Genomic DNA, 19,573 nt, shown 5'->3' with positions numbered 1-19,573 from the left:
GGCGGGCCGACCATCATCCGACCACCAGCGGCGTGCCGATCGGCAAGTGCGCGGGATCGCGCGCGGCCGACGGATTGAGCTGCAGGATCTCGTTCAGCGCACGCGCATCCTGCTCGCCGCGCGTCATCGCCTGCTGGTCGGCACGCGATACGTGCGCGGCGTCGAGCAGCGACTGGCGATGCTGGTCCGCGATCACCCACAGCGAATCGCCGTCGACGACGATGTAGGGCTGCGCGGCGTTCGACGGCGAAGGCGGGCTCGACGGCGTGCCTGGCGACGGCTGCGGCTGGGATGGTGTGGCGCTCGTCGAAGGCGATGGCGAGGCGCTCGGTTGCGCCGCATGCGTGACGGGCGCTTGCTGCCCCGGCGTGGCGGCCGGCGACGGCGCGACGGCGTGCTGGGTCGGACCGCCGCCCGGCTGCTGCGTGCCGGATGGCGGCGGCTTGCCGTCGTCGTCCTCGAACGCGGTGTAGATCCACTTGCCGACATAGATCAGAATCGGCGCGATCATGAGCGAAGTCGGGATCGAGCCGGTGAGCCGCTTCGGCAGGTTCGGGAAATGCGTGTCGATGCGCGCGAGTGCGAGCAGCGTCGCGGACGACAGCGACGAAATCGCGATCGGCAAGTCCGAGTGGATCGCGGGATGCGGGCCGACGAACGGCGCGATCGCGCCGCCGGCGATGCTCGCGAGATCCGACATCAGGTCGATGCCGCGCACGACGCGGCTGCGCCGTTCGATGCTCAGGTGTGCGAATGCACTGCCCTGCACGAGGCCGGTGTACGTGATGCCGAGCAGCGCGCCGGCCGCGCCCAGCGCGGGCACCACCGACGGATTCTGCAGCAGCGCATGCAGCGACAGCTCGCCGAGGCTCGCATAGCCGGCGATCGCGGCGGCTCGTCCGGCCTTGCCCATGAAGCGGCGCGGATTCCCGTAATGCAGCTGCTGGATCGAGGTGCCCGCGAGCACGCCCTGCATCTGCTGGAGCATGTCGTTGGCGATCATCTTCGTGTACTCGAGCGTCTTGTCCGCGGGCAGCGATGCGGCCTTGTGCAATTCCAGCTGAAGATGGATCTTCGCGCGCGCGCTTTCCGCGAGCAGGATCAGCGACGCGTTGCGCTGCTCGGCGTGCATCTGGTGCGCATCGAGCTGATTGTTCAGGCCGTCGACGAAGCGGTCGATCACGCGGTCGAACAGCCGCGGATCGCCGCTTTTCAGCGCGCGCACGGTGTCCTGGTGCACGGCCTGCACGAGCCGGCCGGTCCGCACGCCGACGAACGCCGCGTTCGCGGTCTGCTTGAATTTTTCCGGTGTCAGGCCGAAGTGATGGACGGCGAAGCCGGCCGCCGCGCCGACGGCGATCGACATCAGGTTCTTGCGGTTCAGCAGCGCGGCGATCCAGCTGTCCGGCTGATGCAGACGCAGCGCATGCAGTTCCGCGGCCGCGGCGAGCGGATCGTCGGGCCGCATCGGTTCGTTCGTCTGCGCGCTGACGAGCCGGCTTTCGCTGATCGGTTGCGTATCGGCGGCGACGAGGGCCGGCGCGAGGACGGTTTCGCGCCATGCCTGCAGCGGTTCGACGCCAGTGCCGCCGCCGTCCGTCGTGACGAGTTGTTCGGGCGCCGCGAGCCGCGCGCCGACGTCGGCGAGCCACCGTTCGGTGAACATCCGGGCGGCATCGCTGGCCGCGGGCGCACGGCGCGGGTCGGCGGCCCATTTGTCGGCGGCGAAGCGCGACGTCGCATAGCGGGCGCGATGCAGCAGTTGCGTGGTGTTGCCTTCGTACAGCTGCTGGCGCAACGCCGCGATCCGCGCGGGCGACATGCCGCGTGCCCGGCCGATGCGGTCGACTTCCGCGAGCAGCAGGCTGTGCTGGTTCATCAGCGTCGTGCGATCGACGCGGTCGTACACGCGCGTCAGCGCGTCGGCGCCGTGCAATCGTGCGAACGTCGGGTCGTTCGCCCTGGCGCGTTCGACGAGCAGCGTCGCCAGCGCGGTCGTCAGTTCCTGGTTCGCGACGAAGTCCGAGCCATGCGTCGCGTACGACAGCCCGACGTGCACCCACGGCAGCGCGGGGTGGTCGAGCAGCGATTTCGCGAGCTCCAGATGGCTCGCGCCGGACGTGGGCTCCGGCACGGTGTCCCAGCCATGGAACGTCACCATCACGTGCGGCGCGGGCTGGCCGAGGTGCTTCCGGTTCCACGATTCGAGCAGCGCGCCGAGCCGCGCGTGGTCGTGATAGCCAGTGTTGGAGCCGGGCTGATGCCGATGGTCGACGGACGACACCAGCGCCCGCGCCGGCGCCATTTCGAAGCGCAGCAGGAAACCGGCCTTCGATGACGCGTCGAGCCAGTCGTGTACGTATTTCTCGGCCAGGTCGTCGATACGCATCGACTTGCCGTTCGCGCCGGTGATCGTGCCGGTCCAGTAGTCGATCGTCGCGTCGCGGTGGTCGCCGATCGACTTCGCGTCCTGCACGACGGCGGGGTCGTGCTTCGCGCCGCGCGTGGCCACGAGCGTATGCGGATCGATCACGATCGTCACGGCCGACATCACGCCGCCGTGCCGCTCGATCTGCGCGACGAACGTCGCCGGATCGTCGGAAAGCCGGAACGCGCGGCTCATCGGCACGACGCGCTGCTGGTACGCGGGATCGGCGGCAAGGAGCCGGCGGCGCAGCGCGCGATCGGTCGCGAGCGCGGTGCTGAAACGGCTCAGCACCGTTTTTCTGAGCGGAATCGGCGCGTAGCGCGAGCCGCCGCCCGACCAGTCCCGCGCGACGTACAGCGGCATGCCGGTGTCGCGCAACGCCTGTGCGTCGGCCATGATCGCCGGCGGTACGCCGTCGACCGCATCGTCGACTTCGAGCGGCGCGGCGCGCGGATCGCGTGCGTGCTGCACGAGTGCGTCGATCCGGTCGTAGTGCGCGAGCAGGGCCGACGCGTTGCCGTCGCCATAGCGCTGCAGCGATTCGACCTGCGTCGTGCTGACGAGCGACGGTTGATAGGTCCGCACGTCGAGCACCGGATGGCCCGATGCCGCTTGCCCGTTGCGTGCGGCCGCGGCGTTCGCGCGGCGGATCGACTGCAGCGCCGCGTTGCGTTGCGACCGAAGCCGCTGCGCTTCGGCCGCGCCCCAGTTGCGCCGCGCGTCGGACGTTTCCGGCAAGGGGTCTTTGGCCAGCGCGTCGACGTACGCGAGGCGGGTCTCGAGCGTCTGGAGCCGTGTGCCGCGCGCGTGTTCCGCCAGCGCATCCGGTGCGAGTTCGGTCAGCAGCAGATGGGTATCGCCGCCGTACGGGCCGCCGCCGATCGGCGACGCTTCGAGCGGCACACCGGGGCCGTCCGGTTTGCGCCAGTTGTCATGCCACGTCAGTTCGCCTTCCGCGTTGGCCGTGATCACCGCGCGCGGCTTGCCGAGCCGGTACGCGATCCGGTCGCCGCCGCCATACACGTAGATGAAATGCTTGCCGGGCACGAGGCCGCGCGCTTTCGCAAGACCGAGCAGGTGCACGACGTTGTGGCCGCTGAAATCCAGCGCGTGACCCGACGCGACGGGCAGCAGGCCGGCTTCGAACGTGCGGGGCGCCGGCGCGGTGGTCGCGGGCGTGCGCGTGCCGCCGGCCGGGAGCGTGCGCGTCGTGGGCGACGCGCGGCCGAGCGTCGCGATCGCGCGGGCGCGGCGCAGCGCGATCGCGGCGCCCGCACCGGTCAGCGACGCGAAGCGGCGTCGCAGGTCATGCATGCCGCTGATCGCGACATGGCCACCGTATTGAAGGCCGCGACGCGGCAGGACTTCCGTCTTGTCTTTCTTCGGCGGTCGCGGCGCGTCGAAGCGGTCGCCGACCCGCGCCAGCATGGCCGGTTCGACGTTGCTGACGAAGAACGTCATCCCCCGCGTGCGGGCGCGCGTGAGCGGCACGCTGTGCAGTTTGCCGTTCGGCCGCAACCGGATGCGCCCGCGCTGCGGGTACGCGGCGGCGAGCGGGCGCTCCTTCACGTGGGTCTGCGCATGCGGTGCGTTTTCCTGGTATTGCCAGACACCGGTGGCCGAGCCGTAGCGCGCGTGACCGGCGACCTTGCCGGTCGCCTTGTCGACGACGTAGATCGTGTCGGCGTGGCCGGCCGCCGCGACGGCCTGTTTCGCGCGGGCGAAATGCGGCGCGTTCGACAGTGCGTCGATCGCATCGACGTACGCGTCGCGCACGCGGCCGTTTCGCGTGAATTCGACCGTCTCGCCTTCACGCGCGGGCTTGATCTTCGCCGGGCCGCCGAGCGCGACCAGTTCGCGGTGCGTGCCGGGTGACGCATGGAAATCGAACGCGCGTCGCGCGGCGGCGGTGCCGGTCGGATCGCTGCGTTCCGCCGCGCTCGACAGCGCCTGCTTCAGCGCCAGCCGTTCTTCGGCGTTCAGCGCGTTGCCGAGAAAGCGGAGGCGAAGGATCGCGCCATTCGCATCGACGTGCGCCGTCGCGACGAACGTCGGCGGCGCGTCGGGCGTCGGTTTGCCGGCGCGCGAGATCAGCAGCGTCGTGTCGGTACCGGTCTGCTGCACCAGATGCCCGAGCGTGGGCGCTTGCTGGCCTTCGGCACGCGTCAGCGTGCGCATGTCGCGCTCGTCGAGCCACGCACGCGCGTGCTTCATCGCGCCGCCGTTGACCGCATGGCGGCCGCGTGCCGGCGCGGCGAGCCGTGGCGCGACGGGGCGTCCGGCGGCCGAGCGAACCTGTTCGCCGTAGTAGTCGCGATAGGTCGGATTGCCGGGCGTCGACGTGCGCATGTCGCCGAAGGTGTCCGCGAGGGCGTCGAGCGCGGCCGGATCGCGGCTCGTCAGCGCATGCTCGGTAGCCCGCGCGAGCGCGTCGGGCAGCTTCGCGTGGGTCGCGATATCGGGCCCGCCGGCGGCGAGGATTTCGTTGCGTATCGTGTATGCGTTGACCTCCGCGCGCGCATCCGACTTCAGCAACGCGGCCACCGCGGCTTCGGGGCTGGCGTGTTCGGCGGCCAGCGCGCCGGTCGCGAGATCGACGCTGTGCTGCAGTTCGTGGCTCCATACGAACACGAGCGTGCCGGCGCGGCGCGTATTGCCGTCGAGCACGATCGTGCGTGTCTGCGCATCCGCGTAATGGCCGCCGCCCGGCGTGCCGACGCGGATTGTCCAGCCGTCGCTGCGGGCCAGCCGCATCTGCGCGCGGAAGGTCGGCGACTGCCGCGCGATCGCATGCGCGCGCATCAGCAGCACGCGGCCGCGGAACCGCTGCACGACGCGCCCGAGCATGCCCGGGCGTTGTGCGTACGCGCCGCTTTCGGCGTATGCGGGATGGGCGAGGCGAATGCGGCCCGTCGCGATGCCGCGCTGGATCGTGTCGATGACGCCGTCGATCCGCTCGACGACGTCGCCTTCCGGGTCCGCCTTGTGCATGACCTGGCCGGGATCGTGCAGCAGCACCTCGCCATGGCGGCCGAACAGCACCTGGAAGTCGTACAGCAGCCCGTGCTGTTGCGTGACGTTGCGAATGTTCACCAGATCGCCGAGACCGCTGCGCCGGACCACGCCGGGCAGGCCGAGCCCTTTCTCCATCGCGGCGCTGCTCAGAAGGGCGGCCGGCTTGTACACGACACCGGCCCGGCCCAGGTGCGAGAACGGCCCGTCGACCGTGCTGACGGGCAGGTTGAGCCGTTTCAGTTCGCGCAGGCCGCCCTGTTCGGCGCCGATCTCCTCGTGGGCGACTTCCATGCCGTCCGGCGACGTGTCGCGGAAGAAGCCGATGGCCTGGCCCGTGCCGCCGTCGAATACCGTCTTGTAGAGCCCGGAGCCGAGGAGCGGGCCGAGATGATCGGCGGGGTCGACGGTGCGCGCGGGGTCGCCGGCGACGTGCAGTTGGCCGCCGGTGACCGACAGCTCGCCGAGCGCCGGTTGCGTGTAAGCGGCCGGCACGTAGCGGTTCATGCCCGACAGGTCGGTCAGGCTGCCGCCGGCGCCGACGGCGTCCGGATGCACCGCGTAGACGGGGCGTTGCCACAGGTTCGCCAGTTGCGCGGCCGCGCCTTCGTTCGCGTGCCGCGCGGCCAGGATCACGACGCGCTGGCCCGCGTACGGCGCGTCCGACAGCAGCGAGAAGCCGTGCGGATCGATCGGCCGGCCGTCGGGGCCGAGCAGCGTGCCGTCGGGCTGCGTGTCGGCATGGACGATCGCGAGACGGTCGGCTTCATCCATCGACACGAGGCCGCGCCGCCGGAGCCCCAGCGCATCGAGCGCCGGCATCGCGGCGCCGAACGGCGATGCGTTGCGCTCGACGTTCGCGCGCGACCACGCGACGCGTTGGGCCTGGATCTCGCGCATCGAGCGCGGTGCATCGTCGCGCGGCTTGTTGCGGCCCCCGTTGTCGTGCGGCGGATCGCCGGCATCGTGCGGAGGTGCATCGGCGCGATTGCCGAGGTCGACGTCGTAGCGGGCCTCGAACGAATTGAGCTGCCGGCTCGCCTCGGCTTCGAGCGCCTTGCGCGTATAGCGGCCGCCGGGACGCTTGCCGGCGGCGTTCGCGCGAGAGCGGTCGCTGCCGAGCAGGCGCATCTGCTGCGCGAGCGTGCCCGACTGTTCGGCGAGCGCGCTGACCTGATTCGGCAGCGGCGCGCCGCCGGCACGCATCTGCACGTCCGGGCGCTTGAGCTTCACGTCGCCGCGCTCGATCCCGCGTTCGAGCAGCGTGATCTGATCGTCGACGTCCGCCAGGGTCTGACGATACGCGTCGCTCTTGGTTTCGATCGGGCCGGGATCGGCGAGCAGCAGCCGGCCGTCGCGATACACGCCTTGCGGATCGAAATACAGCCGGTCCTGCACGATCGCATCGCGCAGCGTGCGCAAGGTCTGCAGCGATTCGGGGTCGAGCGTCGTCGGCAGCAGCCCGCGTCCGGCATCGCCGGTATGCAGCCCGCCGCGCGGCTGGTACAGCACCGCGACGCGGTTGGCGTGCGAAAACGGGCCGTCCATCGCGACGGTCGGGAGATCGTATCGACGCCGCAGCAATGCCAGCGCCGCGCGCTCGGCGTCGGCGCTGGCCCGCTGTTCGGCGCGCGTGCTGAAATCCTCGTAGAGGGCGACGACCGCGTCCCGGCCGAGCGCGAAACCGCCCTTGTGCGCGCCGAACCCGAGCAGCGCGCCGAGATGCTCGTTCAGGTCCACGGGCTTGCCGCTATCGGCGTGAAATACCTGCAGGCCGTCTGCCCGCAGCGGCCCGAGCGCGACCTCCGGATGCGGCGCGGGATCGAAGCGCACGAAGCCGCTGGTCGCGCGGATCGTGCCGTCCGCCGCGAGCGCGCCGCGCGGTGCGACGAATACCGGGCGGTTCCAGACGTTCGCGAGTTCGGGCGCCAGTCCAGCCTCCGCACCTTCCGCGACGAACACAATCGGTTCGTCGAGCCGGGACGGCGCCGGCAGGCCGTGACGCGTGTCGAGCGCGAGTTCGTGGCCGGACAGCGGCGTGCCGTCCGCGCGCGTCAGCGGCGCATCCGCGCGGCCGTTGCGCACGACGAACAGCGTGCGACCGCCGTAGCTGTGCTGCTCGACGCGCGCGCCGCCGGGCGCGACCGCGACATCGGCATCGCGTGCGGCGAAGCCCGGGGCGAGCGGGGAGGATTCGATCGCATGGAGGACGGTCCAGGCAACGCGCTGGCGAAACGTCAGCGGTTCGAGCGGGCCGCCCGCGCCGGCGTCGGCCGGATCGGCGACCCGCCGGTACTGGACCGTCCGTGCGTCGCCGCTGCGGCGATCCGCGCGCGAGGCGGTGCGCGCATCCTGGTCGTTCTCGGCGGCGCGTTCGCGCACCTGCGCGGACGAGCGGCCCGCCTGCGCGCTCGCGCGCGACGTCGCGGCGGCCGGCTCGGCGACGGCCGCCGTCGGGTCCGCTGCCGCGCGCAGCGCGGACGGGGTCGCGCGGGCCGCATTCGTGCGCGCGCCGTCGTCGTGCGACGGCGCGGCCGGCGTCGGCGTGTCGGGCGCCGGGGTCGCGCCGCGCGGCGCGCCGACCTGGCTCGGCGCGCGCAGCTCGATGCCGTCGGACAGCGTCAGGCTGCCGTCCCGGCCGGCCGTGATGCGGCCATCGGTGTCGTAGCGGTTGAAGCGCGTGCGCTCCAGAGTGCGCCACGAGCCGTCGACGCGCTCCGCGATCGTGATGCGGCCTTCGTGGTCGACGAACGCGGTGGTGCCGGTCGTGCCGCGTGAGCCGGTATTCACCGCATTCGCGCGGCTCAATACGCGGATCGGCACGCCTTCGTAGGTCAGCACGCGCTTGCCGACCATCAGCGTGCCGTCGCCGGCCACGGTCACGCTGCGGCCGTCGATGGTCGCGCGCGTGCGGCCGAGCCGCAGCGTGTTGGTCGCCGTGTAGCGGCTCTGGCCGATGCGCACGGTCTGGTCGCCGATCTGCACGGCCTGGTTGTTCAGGTCGCGGCCGCCGAAGCCGCCGGTACGCCGCACGATGCCGGTCGTCACGGCCTTGAGCTTCTGGTGACCTTGCGCGAGGCCGAGATTCAGGATGAACGACGACGCATCGCCGGCGAGCCGGTCCGTATGACCCGTCGCCGCATCGTGCACGAACTGCACGCCGGCTTCCGCCGCGCCGCCGAGACCGGTGACCGTCGTCGCGCGCCGCACGAAAGTGGCGAGCCCCTTCGAGTCGTTCAGCAGCGTGGCGATCTTGCCGACGCCGCCGACGCCGGCCGGCACCAGGTTCAGGTAATCGGCGCGCGCTTCCGCGTCGAGCGGACTGATGGTGCGATCGTGCTGGATGCGATTGGCGAGGTCGTAGCCGGAGTTCGCGACGGCTGCCGCCGCCGACGTGTAGATCAGCCCGGTGCCGGCCACATTGAGCGCGACGCCGAGCGGCGCGCCGAACACCGTCGCGTCGAGCAGGCCGCCGCCGACTTCGAGCGCGATCCCGCCGAGCAGCATCCCGAGGTTCACGTCGCCGGAACCGAACGTATGCATCACGCTTTCCCACCAGCTGTCGTCGTGCGCGGTGTTGTGCGGGTCGATCCGCGCGGTGCCGTTCGCGTCGTAGCCGGTCGCGATGTCGAGCGTGCCGTCCGACGACAGCGAGTTGTCGTCGATGAAGTTGTCGATGCTCGAGTATTTCGCACCCTGATCGTCGACGTAATGCGTGTCGCCGTTCTCGTTCGTGACCTTGAAGATCGCGCTCGTGACCAGGCCGGCATCCTTCGACGCATAGACGATCGGCATCACGTTGACGCGCGTGCCGGCGCCGCCGCCCACCTTCAGCAGCTCGTCGCGGACCTTGTCGATCGATTCGAGCTTCTTGCCGTCGCTGAACTGTGCAGCGTTCCGATCGTCGGTGGCGCGGTCCGGCGACAGCCCGATCGCGACGCCGACGAGGTTGCGCTGCTGCGTGAGGTTCAGCTGGCCGAAGTCGATCCGCGTGCCGTGCTGCGTCGCTTCGCCGGCCTTGTCGAGCAGCGACTGCGACAGCTCGCTGCGGTGCGCGCCGAAGAAGTCGGACAGCGCCTTCGCGTAGTCCTTCTGATCGGATTCGGTCTTCGGATTGCGCAACCGCTCGTCGAGATGCGCGTCGAATTCGTTGAACAGCACCTGCTGATGGAACGTTTCGACGCGCAGTTGCGCGCGCTGGACATCCTGGTTCGCCTGATCGAGTTCCGCGAGCGCATCGGAAAGCGGTTTCGCGTGTGGATTGACGAGGAACGGCACCGGCGCCGTCAACGGGATGTTCTTCGGGGTGCCCTGCGGTTTCGCGATGGAGAACACGCTCGGCGTCGGGCCGATGCCGTGATCGAGGTTCCACTGGTCGTACTGGGCCTGCAATCCGTCGACCTTGATCTTCAGGTCCTGCTGCTTCGCCTGCGCATCGACGAGCGCCTGCTTCGTCGCCCGCTCGTTGACGGACGCGGTCATCCGCTCGTCTGCCTGATGGAGCGCGGACGCGATCGTTTTCAGGCCCTTGATCTCGAGCGGCGTCGGATCGTTCGCGATGCACATCGTCCGGTGGTCGTACTGATTCTGCACGCCGGCGGCGATATCGTCGTAGTGGATCGCGAGCGCGTTGCCGTACGCGGCGACATAGCCGTCGTGCGCGAGGCTCGCGGCATCCTTCGCCTTCGACAGCTGTGTGGCCGCGTCTTCGACGCCGAGATCGGCGCGCGGATCCATCAGCTTGACGCCGGGATGGTCGCGGCGCCATTGCGTCGCGCTCTTTTGCGTGGCGTCGTAGTTCTTCTGCTGTTCGTCGACCTGGCGATTCGCATACAGCATCTGCAAATAGCCGCCGCTCACGCGCGCGCTCGCCTGCGCGTGATCCAGCAGGTCTTGCTGCGCGGCGACCGTCGTGCTCATCACGGTCGGTCCGTACTTGCCGGATACCGCGTTGTACGTGCCCTGTATGTCGGCGACCTTCGCCGCGTCGGTTGCCGCATTCAGGCACGCGTTCGCATAGTTCGCGTCGTCGGCGCTCTGCGTCAGTTGCGTCCGGGCCTCGTCGGGCTTCAGCGCCGGCGGCACGTCGATCACGCGATCGAGCGGCGCAAGCTCCTTGTTGATGCGCGCGATGCCGGCGTCCATCGCATCCGCGTAATCGCCGTTCGACGCATACGACTGCAACTGGGCGAGCGCGAGATTCGAGTTCGCGATGTCGGCGTTGTGCAGCGCCTTCGCTTCGGACAGCTTCGCGTCCGCCTTCTGCCACGCGTCGTAGGCCTGCTTTTGCTGCGGCGTCCAGTTGTCCTGCGAGGCCTTGGTCGGATCGTCGTCGATGCCGGGCACCGCCGCTTTCAGCCGGTCGAGCGCCGCATTCGCGTCGGATTGCGCGGAGCCGGCGCGTTTCGGATCGAGCGCTTCGTTGTCGTGGTCGGCCTGCTGCGCGTACGCGATCATGTAGCCGGCGTCGGTCGTGACGTCGAGCTCCTTTTCCGCCTTCGCGGTGGCCTGGTGCGCGTTGTCGTAGGCGGTTTGCGCGCCGGCCAGCGCGTCCTTCGTCGTGGACGGATCGTTCTTCGCGTTCGTCAGCGCGGTCTGCTTGTCCTGCTCGTCCTGCAGCGCGTTGTCGTATTTGGTCTGCGCGCTCTGGATCGCGGTCTGCGCGGCTTTGGTCAGCGGATCGTCGACCGTGATGTCGGGCGGCTTGGGCCGGTATTGTTCGGCGAGGCTCTGGATCAGCGAGGTCGCGGACGCGATTTCGGCATTGGTCGGCTTCGACGGGTCCGTATCGGACGTGACCTGCACCGTGATCGGCGGCGGCGGGGGCGTGGCGGTCTGCTGTTTCGACGGATCGCCCGATTGCCGCGCGGCTTCGCTCGCCGCTTGCGCGCGTTCGGCTTCGAGCGTGCGCTCGAGGAACGCCATCCAGTTGGCGCCCATGCCGACGCCGTCGATATCCAGCATCAAACTCCTCCCGGTCGCGCCGCGCTCGACGGGGCGCGCATTACGATGCCATTACGGTCAAGCTTGGAGTGTAGAAAGGCATGCACCGCGATGACGCAACGCGTTTCGTAGCGCGCGACCGATGCGCGCGCGCCGCCGGGGCGTGGCTACGAACGGCGGCGAGATGGGGGCGCGATGGAGGGAGCGGCCGACTTACTGATCGAGACACCGCACACACAGCCGCTTCGCCTGATTCGCCGGCAGCCCGCGGCACATCATCACCACCGGCCGCGCATGGCACGACGGCGCATCGGCGGACGCGGCGGCCGACGGCAGGCGCCGCGCGCGGTCGGGCGGCGTCGTGGCGGCCGCGGCCATGCGCCGCTCGCGCGCCGGCGGCGGCGTGTCGGTCACGACGGGAATCGGTTCGACGCCGCCTTCGCGCGCATTGCGCTGCGCGCTCGCGACGACCCGGCTCACGTAGCCGCTCGAGAAGCCGGTCGTGAAGTTGCCGCTGTAGTAGCACGACAGCGCCGCGCGCAACGCGGCCTGCGTGGCGCGGCCGGTGCCGGACGAGCGCGCGAAGCATTCGGTCAGGATCGCGCCGCCGGCCTGCAGGTTGCGGCACGGCTCGAACATCGTCGCTTCATCGAGCCCGTATTTCGCGAAATTGCGTTCGTTCACCTGCGCGAGGCCGACGCTGTAGCTGAAGCCGCGCGACGACAGTTCGCGCGCGGTCGCGCGCGCCTCGTCGAGCGACGCGGGCTGGCGCGTCAGGTGCCCGCCGACCACGCCGATCGCATACGGATTGAAACCCGACTCGGTGCGCACGAGCGCGGCGAGCGTCGCGGGATCGACGTTCGGCGCGCAGGCGCGCGCCAGTTGCGCGAAACCGGCGCCGCCGGCCGCCTGCGCGACGCGCGCCGGCAGGCACGCGAGCGCGAGCGCGAGCATGGCCAGCGCACACAGGCAAGCAGCGGCGGTTCGCAGGCGGCGCGCGTTCATCCCGCACCCGCCACGCGGTACGACAGCACGAGCCCGTGCACGAGCAGCGACCAGCCGTCGAGCGCGACGAACAGCAGCAGCTTGAACGGCACCGAGATCGTCGTCGGCGAGATCATCTGCATTCCGAGCGCGAGCAGGATGTTCGCGACCAGCAGATCGACGACGATGAACACGATGTAGATCACGAAGCCGATCTGGAACGCCTTCGTCAGCTCGGCGAGCGTGAAGCTCGGCACCAGCACGAGCAGGTCGTCGTCCTTGATGCCGTCCGCGCGGTTCTTCGGCCAGACCGACGTCGCGGTGCGCACGAAGAACTCGCGGTCGCGCTGGCGCGTATGCGATACCAGGAAATCCTTGATCGGCGGCAGCGCGGCATCGGCGAGCGCGCCGATGTCCGAGGTCGACAATTGCCCCGACGCATCGAAGTGGCGCGCCTGCAGCGCGTCGCGGATCGACATTCCGACGGGCGCCATGATGAACAGCGACAGGATCAGCGCGATGCCGTTGAGCACGAGATTCGGCGGCACCTGCTGGATCCCGAGCGCGGAGCGCAGCAGGCCGAGCACGACCACCAGCTTCGTGTAGCTCGTCACCATCAGCGCCGCGAACGGCGCGATGCCGAGCGCGGCGATGACCGCGATCAGCGCGACCGGATTCGGCAGGTTGCCCATCGTTCAGCGCTCGCGCGGCGCGGGTTGCGTCAGCGTGACGACGCGCACGCCGAGCTTCTGGCCGACCGCGATCAGATGGCCGGTGCCGATCAGCATCCCGTTCGCGACGAGATGGATCACGCTCTGGTTGATCCCTTGCTGCAACTCGATCACGGCCCCCGGCTGCAGCGCGCTCAGCTCGCCGAGCGGCATCGACGTGGGCGGCAGCTCGAAGCGCAGGTCGACGGCGAGGCCGTCGAGCGAGCGCGGCGCGTCGGCGGGCGGCGCGTCGTGCGTCGTCGGCGGGGCGGAGTCGGTGCGGGTCGGTTCCAAAGGCATCTCCCTGATTCGTTCGACGGTCAGCCGGTTGCCCGACGGCCGTCCGGTGATTTCCCACGCCGGCGCGGCCGGCAGCCGCGCGACGCACAGCAGGTTCTGCTCGTGTGCCTTCCAGCGCTCGATCGCGATGATGTCGCCGCCGACGACGTCGGCCAGCTCGGCCGTCGTCAGCTCGGTGCGGCCGATCTCGAACACGAGCGGCACGGGCAGGCTCGCGTAGGCCGCCCGCGCGTCGGCGAGCGCGGCCGGCGCGGCCGCGAAGAACACGGCCAGCGCATCCGGCGCGTCGAACAGCAGCGCGCCGTGGCAGCGCCACGCGGCGTCGGCGCGGCGCAGCTCGAACCGCAGCGCGGCCGGTGAGGCGGGCGAGGCCGGCGCGCCGGCCGGCGGCGGCAGCAGTTCCACGCGCTGCCGCGTCGCGGCTTGCAGTACGGCCGCGAGCGGCGCGCACAGGTCGGCAAGCAGCGCCGCGCGGATCACGGCCGGGACCGCCGGGTCGGCTGCGTCGCCGAGCCATTCGGTTTCCGCGACCGGGTCGATCCAGAGCGTGCCGGCAGCCGGACCGACGACGAAGCGGTACGCGTGCGCATCCGCGGCCGGCTCGGCGTCGACGCGCCAGCGCACTTCGTACGCATGCTCGCCGAGCGTGACCGGGACGGCGCCCGTCGCGCAGTACGCATGCGACAGCCCGCGCGCGGCGGCGGCGGACAGGCGCGGCAGGTAGGGCGACGCGTCGAGCGCGCCCGCGGCCGGCGCGGCGGCGGGCGGCGGGGAAGCGGCGGGCATGGCCCGGTTCGCGGCGTCGCCGGCGTCGGCATTCGTCAGGAACAGCGCAGGCACGGCGGGATCGGGGCGGATTCGGCGTTGGTTCGACGGATTGTTCTGGGGCCGGCGGCGCCGAGGGGCGCGCGGCTGCTGCGTCGATTGTAGGGACGGCGATGGCCGCGTGCCGCGCCGGAATCCGTAGTCGCGGCCATCGCGCGGAGATGCCGGGCGCGGCGCGCTACGAAGCGTGACGAACGAGGGCGGAGCGCTGCCGGGCGCGATGAAGCGGGCGGTGCGACGGCTGGCGGTCAAAAGCAACCGCCGCCCGGAGGCGGCGGCTGGGGCGCGACTGGCTGGCGGGCCGGGCGGCGTGCAGGCCGCGTCCGGCCGGCAGGCCGCGAGATGCTGCGAATCCGCGCAGCGCGGTGGGGGAAGCGTGGCAGGCGTGCCGCGATCGGGCGGCGCGCGGGTGACGCGTTACGCGTAGTCGGCGGCCATCGCGGGTTGCGGCGCCGTGCGCACCATCGGCGCCGCGTCGTGACGCTCGACGTGCGTCATCGCCGCGCCGAACAGCACGAGGCGATAGCCGACCGCATAGATCGGGATGATCCGCAGATTCTTGTCGTGTTCAAGCTGCAGCTTCGAGCGGATCCGCGAGATATGGGTGTCGAGCGTGCGCGACGACACGCCGAGCTCGCGGCCCCACACGGCTTCCTGGATTGCCTGCCGGGGCACGATCTTGTTCATGTTGTCGAGCAGGAATTCGACGACGTCGAATTCACGCGGCGTAACGTCGACGACCTTGTTGTCGATTTCGATCGTGCGGCGCACGAAGTTGATTTTTATGTTGTCGATGTACAGGTATTTGCAATCCATGGTGGCCCTCGCATGTCCGTAAAGGAGTGTTTGCGGGCCTTGTGCTGCAACTTCCGGGCCAGGGGAGGATTGTCGGATGGCAATAGCTGGCGGTCGCGGCGCGGAAGGGGCGGCAGCCTTGAATTTAAAAGAATTTTTAACGGGAAGCGCCGGATGATCGATGAAAGGGGAGGCGCGGTGCTGAAGGATTGTTACGTAGCATCGCGGGGCGACGTTACGGGCGTTACGTCCGATGTAACGTGAGGGCGACGCCGGGAACACGCGCTCGACTCGGGTTGGCGGCGGTCGACGGAAACCCTACATTGAACCCTACATTGAACCCTACAGGTATCAATGAAAAATCAATATGAATCAGTGACATAAGTGGTTGTAATTGCCGACATCGAACCCTACATGGAACCAGCCCGGATAAGCAGGGTGTTCTCGCGATGCGTTGAAAAACGCCGGCCACGGGGCATACCTCGCCCGGCAGCCGGCGCCCCCGCGTATCAAGCCTTCGCGCTCTCCGCCGAATCGAACGGCAGCACGTAATGCCGCTTGCCCGTCGCCGCGAAGATCGCATTCGCCACGGCCGGCCCGACCGGCGCGACGCCCGGCTCGCCGACCCCGGTCGGCGCTTCGGCCGACGGCACGATATGCACCTCGACCTTCGGCATTTCCGCCATCCGCAGTACGTGGTAGCCGTCGAAGTTGCGCTGCTCGACCTGGCCGTCCTTCAGCGTGATCGCGCTGTGCATCGCCGCGCCGAGCCCGAAACCGATGCCGCCCTCCATCTGCGCGGCGACGATGTCGGGATTGATCGCGATCCCGCAGTCGACCGCGCACACCACGCGCTCGACCTTCACCTTGCCGTCCGCGTCGACCGATACCTCGGCCACCTGCGCGACATAGCTCTTGAACGCCTCGGCCACCGCGATCCCGCGCCCGCGGCCCTTCGGCAGCGGCTTGGCCGGATCCCAGCCGGCCTTCTGCGCGGCCAGTTCCAGCACCGCGCGCATGCGCGGCTCCTTCGCGAGCAGGTCGCGGCGGAACGCATACGGATCCTTGCCGGCCGCATGCGCGGCTTCGTCGATGAACGCCTCGACCGCGTAGGCCGTGTGCGAGCTGCCGACCACGCGCCACCACAGCACGGGCAGGCCGACCTGGGTGGTGGTGAGTTCGACCGACACGTTCGGCACCGCGTACGGCAGGTTCGCGGCGCCCTCGACCGACGTCGCGTCGACGCCGTTCTTGACCATGAACGCCTCGAACGGTGTGCCGGCGAGAATCGACTGGCCGACGATCCGGTGGCGCCAGCCCACCAGCCGGCCGTCCGCGGTCAGGCCCGCGTCGAGCTTGTGGAAGTACATCGGCCGGTAGAAGCCGCCCTGGATGTCGTCCTCGCGCGTCCATTGCAGCTTGACGGGCTTGCCGTCCGCGCCGAGCGCCTTCGCGATCGACACGGCCTCGACCACGTAGTCCGACCACGCGTTCGCGCGCCGGCCGAAGCTGCCGCCCGCATACAGCGTGTGGATCTGCACCTGCTCGGGTTTCAGTCCGGCCGTCCTGGCGGCATTGCCCTGGTCGACCGTCTGGAACTGGTCCCCGGCCCAAATCTCGCAGCTGTTGGCCGTCAGCTTGACGACCGCGTCGAGCGGCTCCATCGGCGCATGCGCGAGGTACGGGAATTCGTACGTCGCGCTGATCTTGCGCGCCGCGCCGGCGATCGCCGCATCGGCATCGCCGTCCTTGCGCGCCGACGTGCCCGGCTTCTCGGCGAGTTGCCGGTATTCGCGCATGAGCTCATCCGAGCCACGCTTTTCCGCCTTCGTTTCGTCCCATTCGACCTTCAGCGCATCGCGGCCCTGTTTCGCGGCCCAGAAGCCGTTCGCGACGACCGCGACGCCGCCCGGCACCTGCACGACCGACACGACGCCCGGCACGGCCTTCGCGGCCGTCGCGTCGAACGATTTCACCGTCGCGCCGAAGCGCGGCGGCCGCTGCAGCAGCGCGACGCGCATGCCGGGGAACGTCGTGTCGAGCGTGAAATGCGCGGTGCCGTTCGATTTCGACGATGCGTCGACGCGCGGAATCCGGTGCCCGATCAGCTTGAAATCGGCCGGCTGCTTCAGCGTGACCTTGTCGGGCACGGGCAGCTTCGACGCATCGGCGACGAGCGTGCCGTACGCGGCCGTCTTGCCGCTCTTCGTGTGCGTGACGACGCCGTTGGCGGTGGTCAGCTCGGCGGCCGGCACCTTCCAGCGGGCCGCCGCGGCCTGCACGAGCATCGCGCGCGCCTTGCCGCCCGCTTCGCGCAGTTGCTGCCACGAGTTCGACATGGCCGAACTGCCGCCCGTGCCCTGCATCGTGCCGAACGCGAGGTTCGCGTAGCGCTTCGCATCGGCCGGCGCGCTTTCGACGCGCACGCTCGACCAGTCGGCGTCGAGCTCCTCGGCGACGATCGTCGCGATGCCCGTATAGGCGCCCTGGCCCATTTCGACGTGCTTCGCGATCACCGTGACGGCGCCGTCGGGCGTGATGCGCAGGAATGCGTTCGGTGCGAAATCGCCGGCCGGCGCGGTCGCGGCGAGTGCGCGGCGGCCGAGGCCGGCCCAGTCGAAGCCGATGGTCAGGCTGACGGCGGCTGCTGCCCCGGCGGCCTTCAGGAACGTGCGGCGCGACGGGCGCACCGAATCGGTGTTGTCGAGTTCGATCGTCATGGTCAGGCTCCCAGCGTCGCGGCCGCGTCGTGGATCGCGGCCCGGATGCGGGCGTAGGTCGCACAGCGGCAGAGGTTGCCGCTCATCGCGGCGTCGATGTCCGCGTCGGTCGGCTTCGGATTTTGTTCGAGCAATGCGGTGGCCGACATGATCTGGCCGGACTGGCAATAGCCGCATTGCGGCACCTGCAGCTTGACCCATGCGGCCTGCACGGCCTGCGCGGGCTTGCTCTGCAGGCCTTCGATCGTCGTGACGTGCTTGCCGGCGATGCCGGCGAGCGGCAGCACGCACGAGCGGACGGCCTGGCCTTCGAGATGCACCGTGCACGCGCCGCACTGCGCCATGCCGCAGCCGAATTTCGTGCCGGTCAGTCCCGCGTGTTCGCGAATCGCCCAGAGGACGGGCATCGACGGATTGGCGTCGAGGGTGACGTTCTTGCCGTTCAGGACAAACGAGGTGGGCATTTTGGTTGTCTCCGTGGGGAAAACCCGGCATGGGCCGGATTAGCGGGGAGTGTGCGCGAGCAGCCGGTTTTTGCGTCTACCCAATCCTGCAAATTTATTGAACAATCCTGCAAATCCCCCGCACGCCGCGAGCCGTTTCGCTATGCTCGCGCGACACGGGAAATCATTCGAGGATGCGTCATGGACATGACCGATATCGTGGCGTCGCGCGAATCCGGGCGGCGCGAACTGGCGTCGCTGATCGGCCGTTTCGCGCCGGCGGACGGCTCGCATTCGACGGCCGTGCCGGGTCTGATGCTGCATCGGCACACGCGGCCGGTCGATCTCGGCTGCGGCGTGTCGCGCGCCGCGCTGGTGATCGCCGCGCAGGGCGCGAAGCGCGTGATCGTGGCCGGCCACGCTTACGAATACGACACCCACAATTGCCTGATTACGTCGATCGACTTGCCGATCCTCTCGCGCGTGACGCGTGCGTCGGTGGACGAACCGTACCTGTGCCTGTCGCTGACGCTCGATCCGCAGCGCATCGTCGAACTGGCGGCCGAGATGCGGCTGCCCGAGCCCGACGCGGGCCCGGAAGGCGAGGGGATCGCGCTCGCGGAACTGACGCCGCCGCTGCTCGATGCGGCGTTGCGGCTGCTGCGGCTGCTCGATACGCCGGCCGACATCGCGGTCGTCGCGCCGCTGATCGAGAAGGAAGTGCTGTACCGGCTGATGACGAGCGGGCAGGGCACGCGGCTGCGGCACATGGCGATCGCCGGCAGCCAGACGCACCGGATCGCGCGTGCGATCGAATGGATCCGCGATCACTTCGCGGAGCCGATGCGCGTCGAGTCGCTCGCGCAGGCGGTCAACATGAGCGTGTCGTCGCTGCACCATCATTTCAAGCACGTGACGACGCTGAGCCCGCTGCAGTACCAGAAGCAACTGCGGCTGCACGAGGCGCGGCGGCTGTTGCTGCGGCAGGGCGGCGACGTCGGGTCGGTGGCGGCCGTCGTCGGCTACGAAAGTGCGTCGCAGTTCAGCCGCGAATACAGCCGGCTGTTCGGCGCGCCGCCGATGCGCGACGTCGTGCATCTGCGCAAGAAGGAGCTGCTCGGCTGACGGGCGGCCGCCTGTATTTCGTGCGCCGTGGCGTACTGCTCGGTGCGAGCCGACATCAGTCAATCGGCATGCCATGAATGACGAAATCCCGCTGCATGCGGGCGCGGCCGGGTCGTGACCGTTCGGCGCGCACGTTTGTGTTTCATGCGTGAATCGTGGGGACAGGGGAAGTTCGCGTGGCGATCGCGGGATCGATACGGTTCGACACGGCGAAACGCGCGATGAATCAGGTTTTTACGAGACCGGCGGCGTGAAAGGTGTCTTGGATCGGCATTTTCAAATAATGAG

Annotated in this window: 8 protein-coding genes; 1 reads left to right on the top strand and 7 read right to left on the bottom strand. The window is 69.8% G+C overall.

Features of this window, described 5'->3' with window-relative positions; genetic code table 11:
- Positions 1-13: 13 nt before the first annotated feature.
- The 7 genes from C4B30_RS35575 to C4B30_RS04240 form a co-directional block, all read right to left on the bottom strand.
- On the bottom strand, positions 14-11,404 hold the full coding sequence (locus C4B30_RS35575; RefSeq protein WP_199779040.1) for an LWXIA domain-containing protein: 11,391 nt from the start codon (positions 11,402-11,404) through the stop codon (positions 14-16).
- Positions 11,405-11,596: 192 nt separating this feature from the next.
- Positions 11,597-12,388: a lytic transglycosylase domain-containing protein gene (locus C4B30_RS04265; RefSeq protein ID WP_105131850.1), complete on the bottom strand. Its 792-nt coding sequence runs from the start codon at positions 12,386-12,388 to the stop codon at positions 11,597-11,599.
- The gene (gene sctR, locus C4B30_RS04260; protein ID WP_006480865.1) at positions 12,385-13,059 is read right to left on the bottom strand and encodes a type III secretion system export apparatus subunit SctR; all 675 of its coding nucleotides are present in this window, start codon (positions 13,057-13,059) and stop codon (positions 12,385-12,387) included. The genes C4B30_RS04265 and sctR overlap by 4 nt, the downstream gene beginning before the upstream one ends.
- Before the next feature lie 3 nt (positions 13,060-13,062).
- On the bottom strand, positions 13,063-14,217 hold the full coding sequence (gene sctQ / locus C4B30_RS04255; RefSeq protein ID WP_105131849.1) for a type III secretion system cytoplasmic ring protein SctQ: 1,155 nt from the start codon (positions 14,215-14,217) through the stop codon (positions 13,063-13,065).
- Positions 14,218-14,619: 402 nt separating this feature from the next.
- Positions 14,620-15,018: a winged helix-turn-helix domain-containing protein gene (locus C4B30_RS04250; protein WP_027781108.1), complete on the bottom strand. Its 399-nt coding sequence runs from the start codon at positions 15,016-15,018 to the stop codon at positions 14,620-14,622.
- Positions 15,019-15,506: 488 nt separating this feature from the next.
- The gene (locus C4B30_RS04245; protein ID WP_105131848.1) at positions 15,507-17,717 is read right to left on the bottom strand and encodes a xanthine dehydrogenase family protein molybdopterin-binding subunit; all 2,211 of its coding nucleotides are present in this window, start codon (positions 17,715-17,717) and stop codon (positions 15,507-15,509) included.
- Between the two features lie 2 nt (positions 17,718-17,719).
- On the bottom strand, positions 17,720-18,181 hold the full coding sequence (locus C4B30_RS04240) for a (2Fe-2S)-binding protein (RefSeq protein ID WP_105131847.1): 462 nt from the start codon (positions 18,179-18,181) through the stop codon (positions 17,720-17,722).
- A 180-nt stretch (positions 18,182-18,361) separates the two neighbouring features.
- Between C4B30_RS04240 and C4B30_RS04235 the strand changes: the two genes are divergently transcribed.
- The gene (locus C4B30_RS04235) at positions 18,362-19,285 is read left to right on the top strand and encodes an AraC family transcriptional regulator (protein ID WP_027781105.1); all 924 of its coding nucleotides are present in this window, start codon (positions 18,362-18,364) and stop codon (positions 19,283-19,285) included.
- Positions 19,286-19,573: the final 288 nt, after the last annotated feature.

It is taken from the genome of Burkholderia sp. BE12, assembly GCF_002959955.1.
Classification (GTDB): domain Bacteria; phylum Pseudomonadota; class Gammaproteobacteria; order Burkholderiales; family Burkholderiaceae; genus Burkholderia.
The sequence above is the reverse complement of the archived record's forward strand: the minus strand, read 5'-3'. Positions and strand labels throughout refer to the sequence as shown.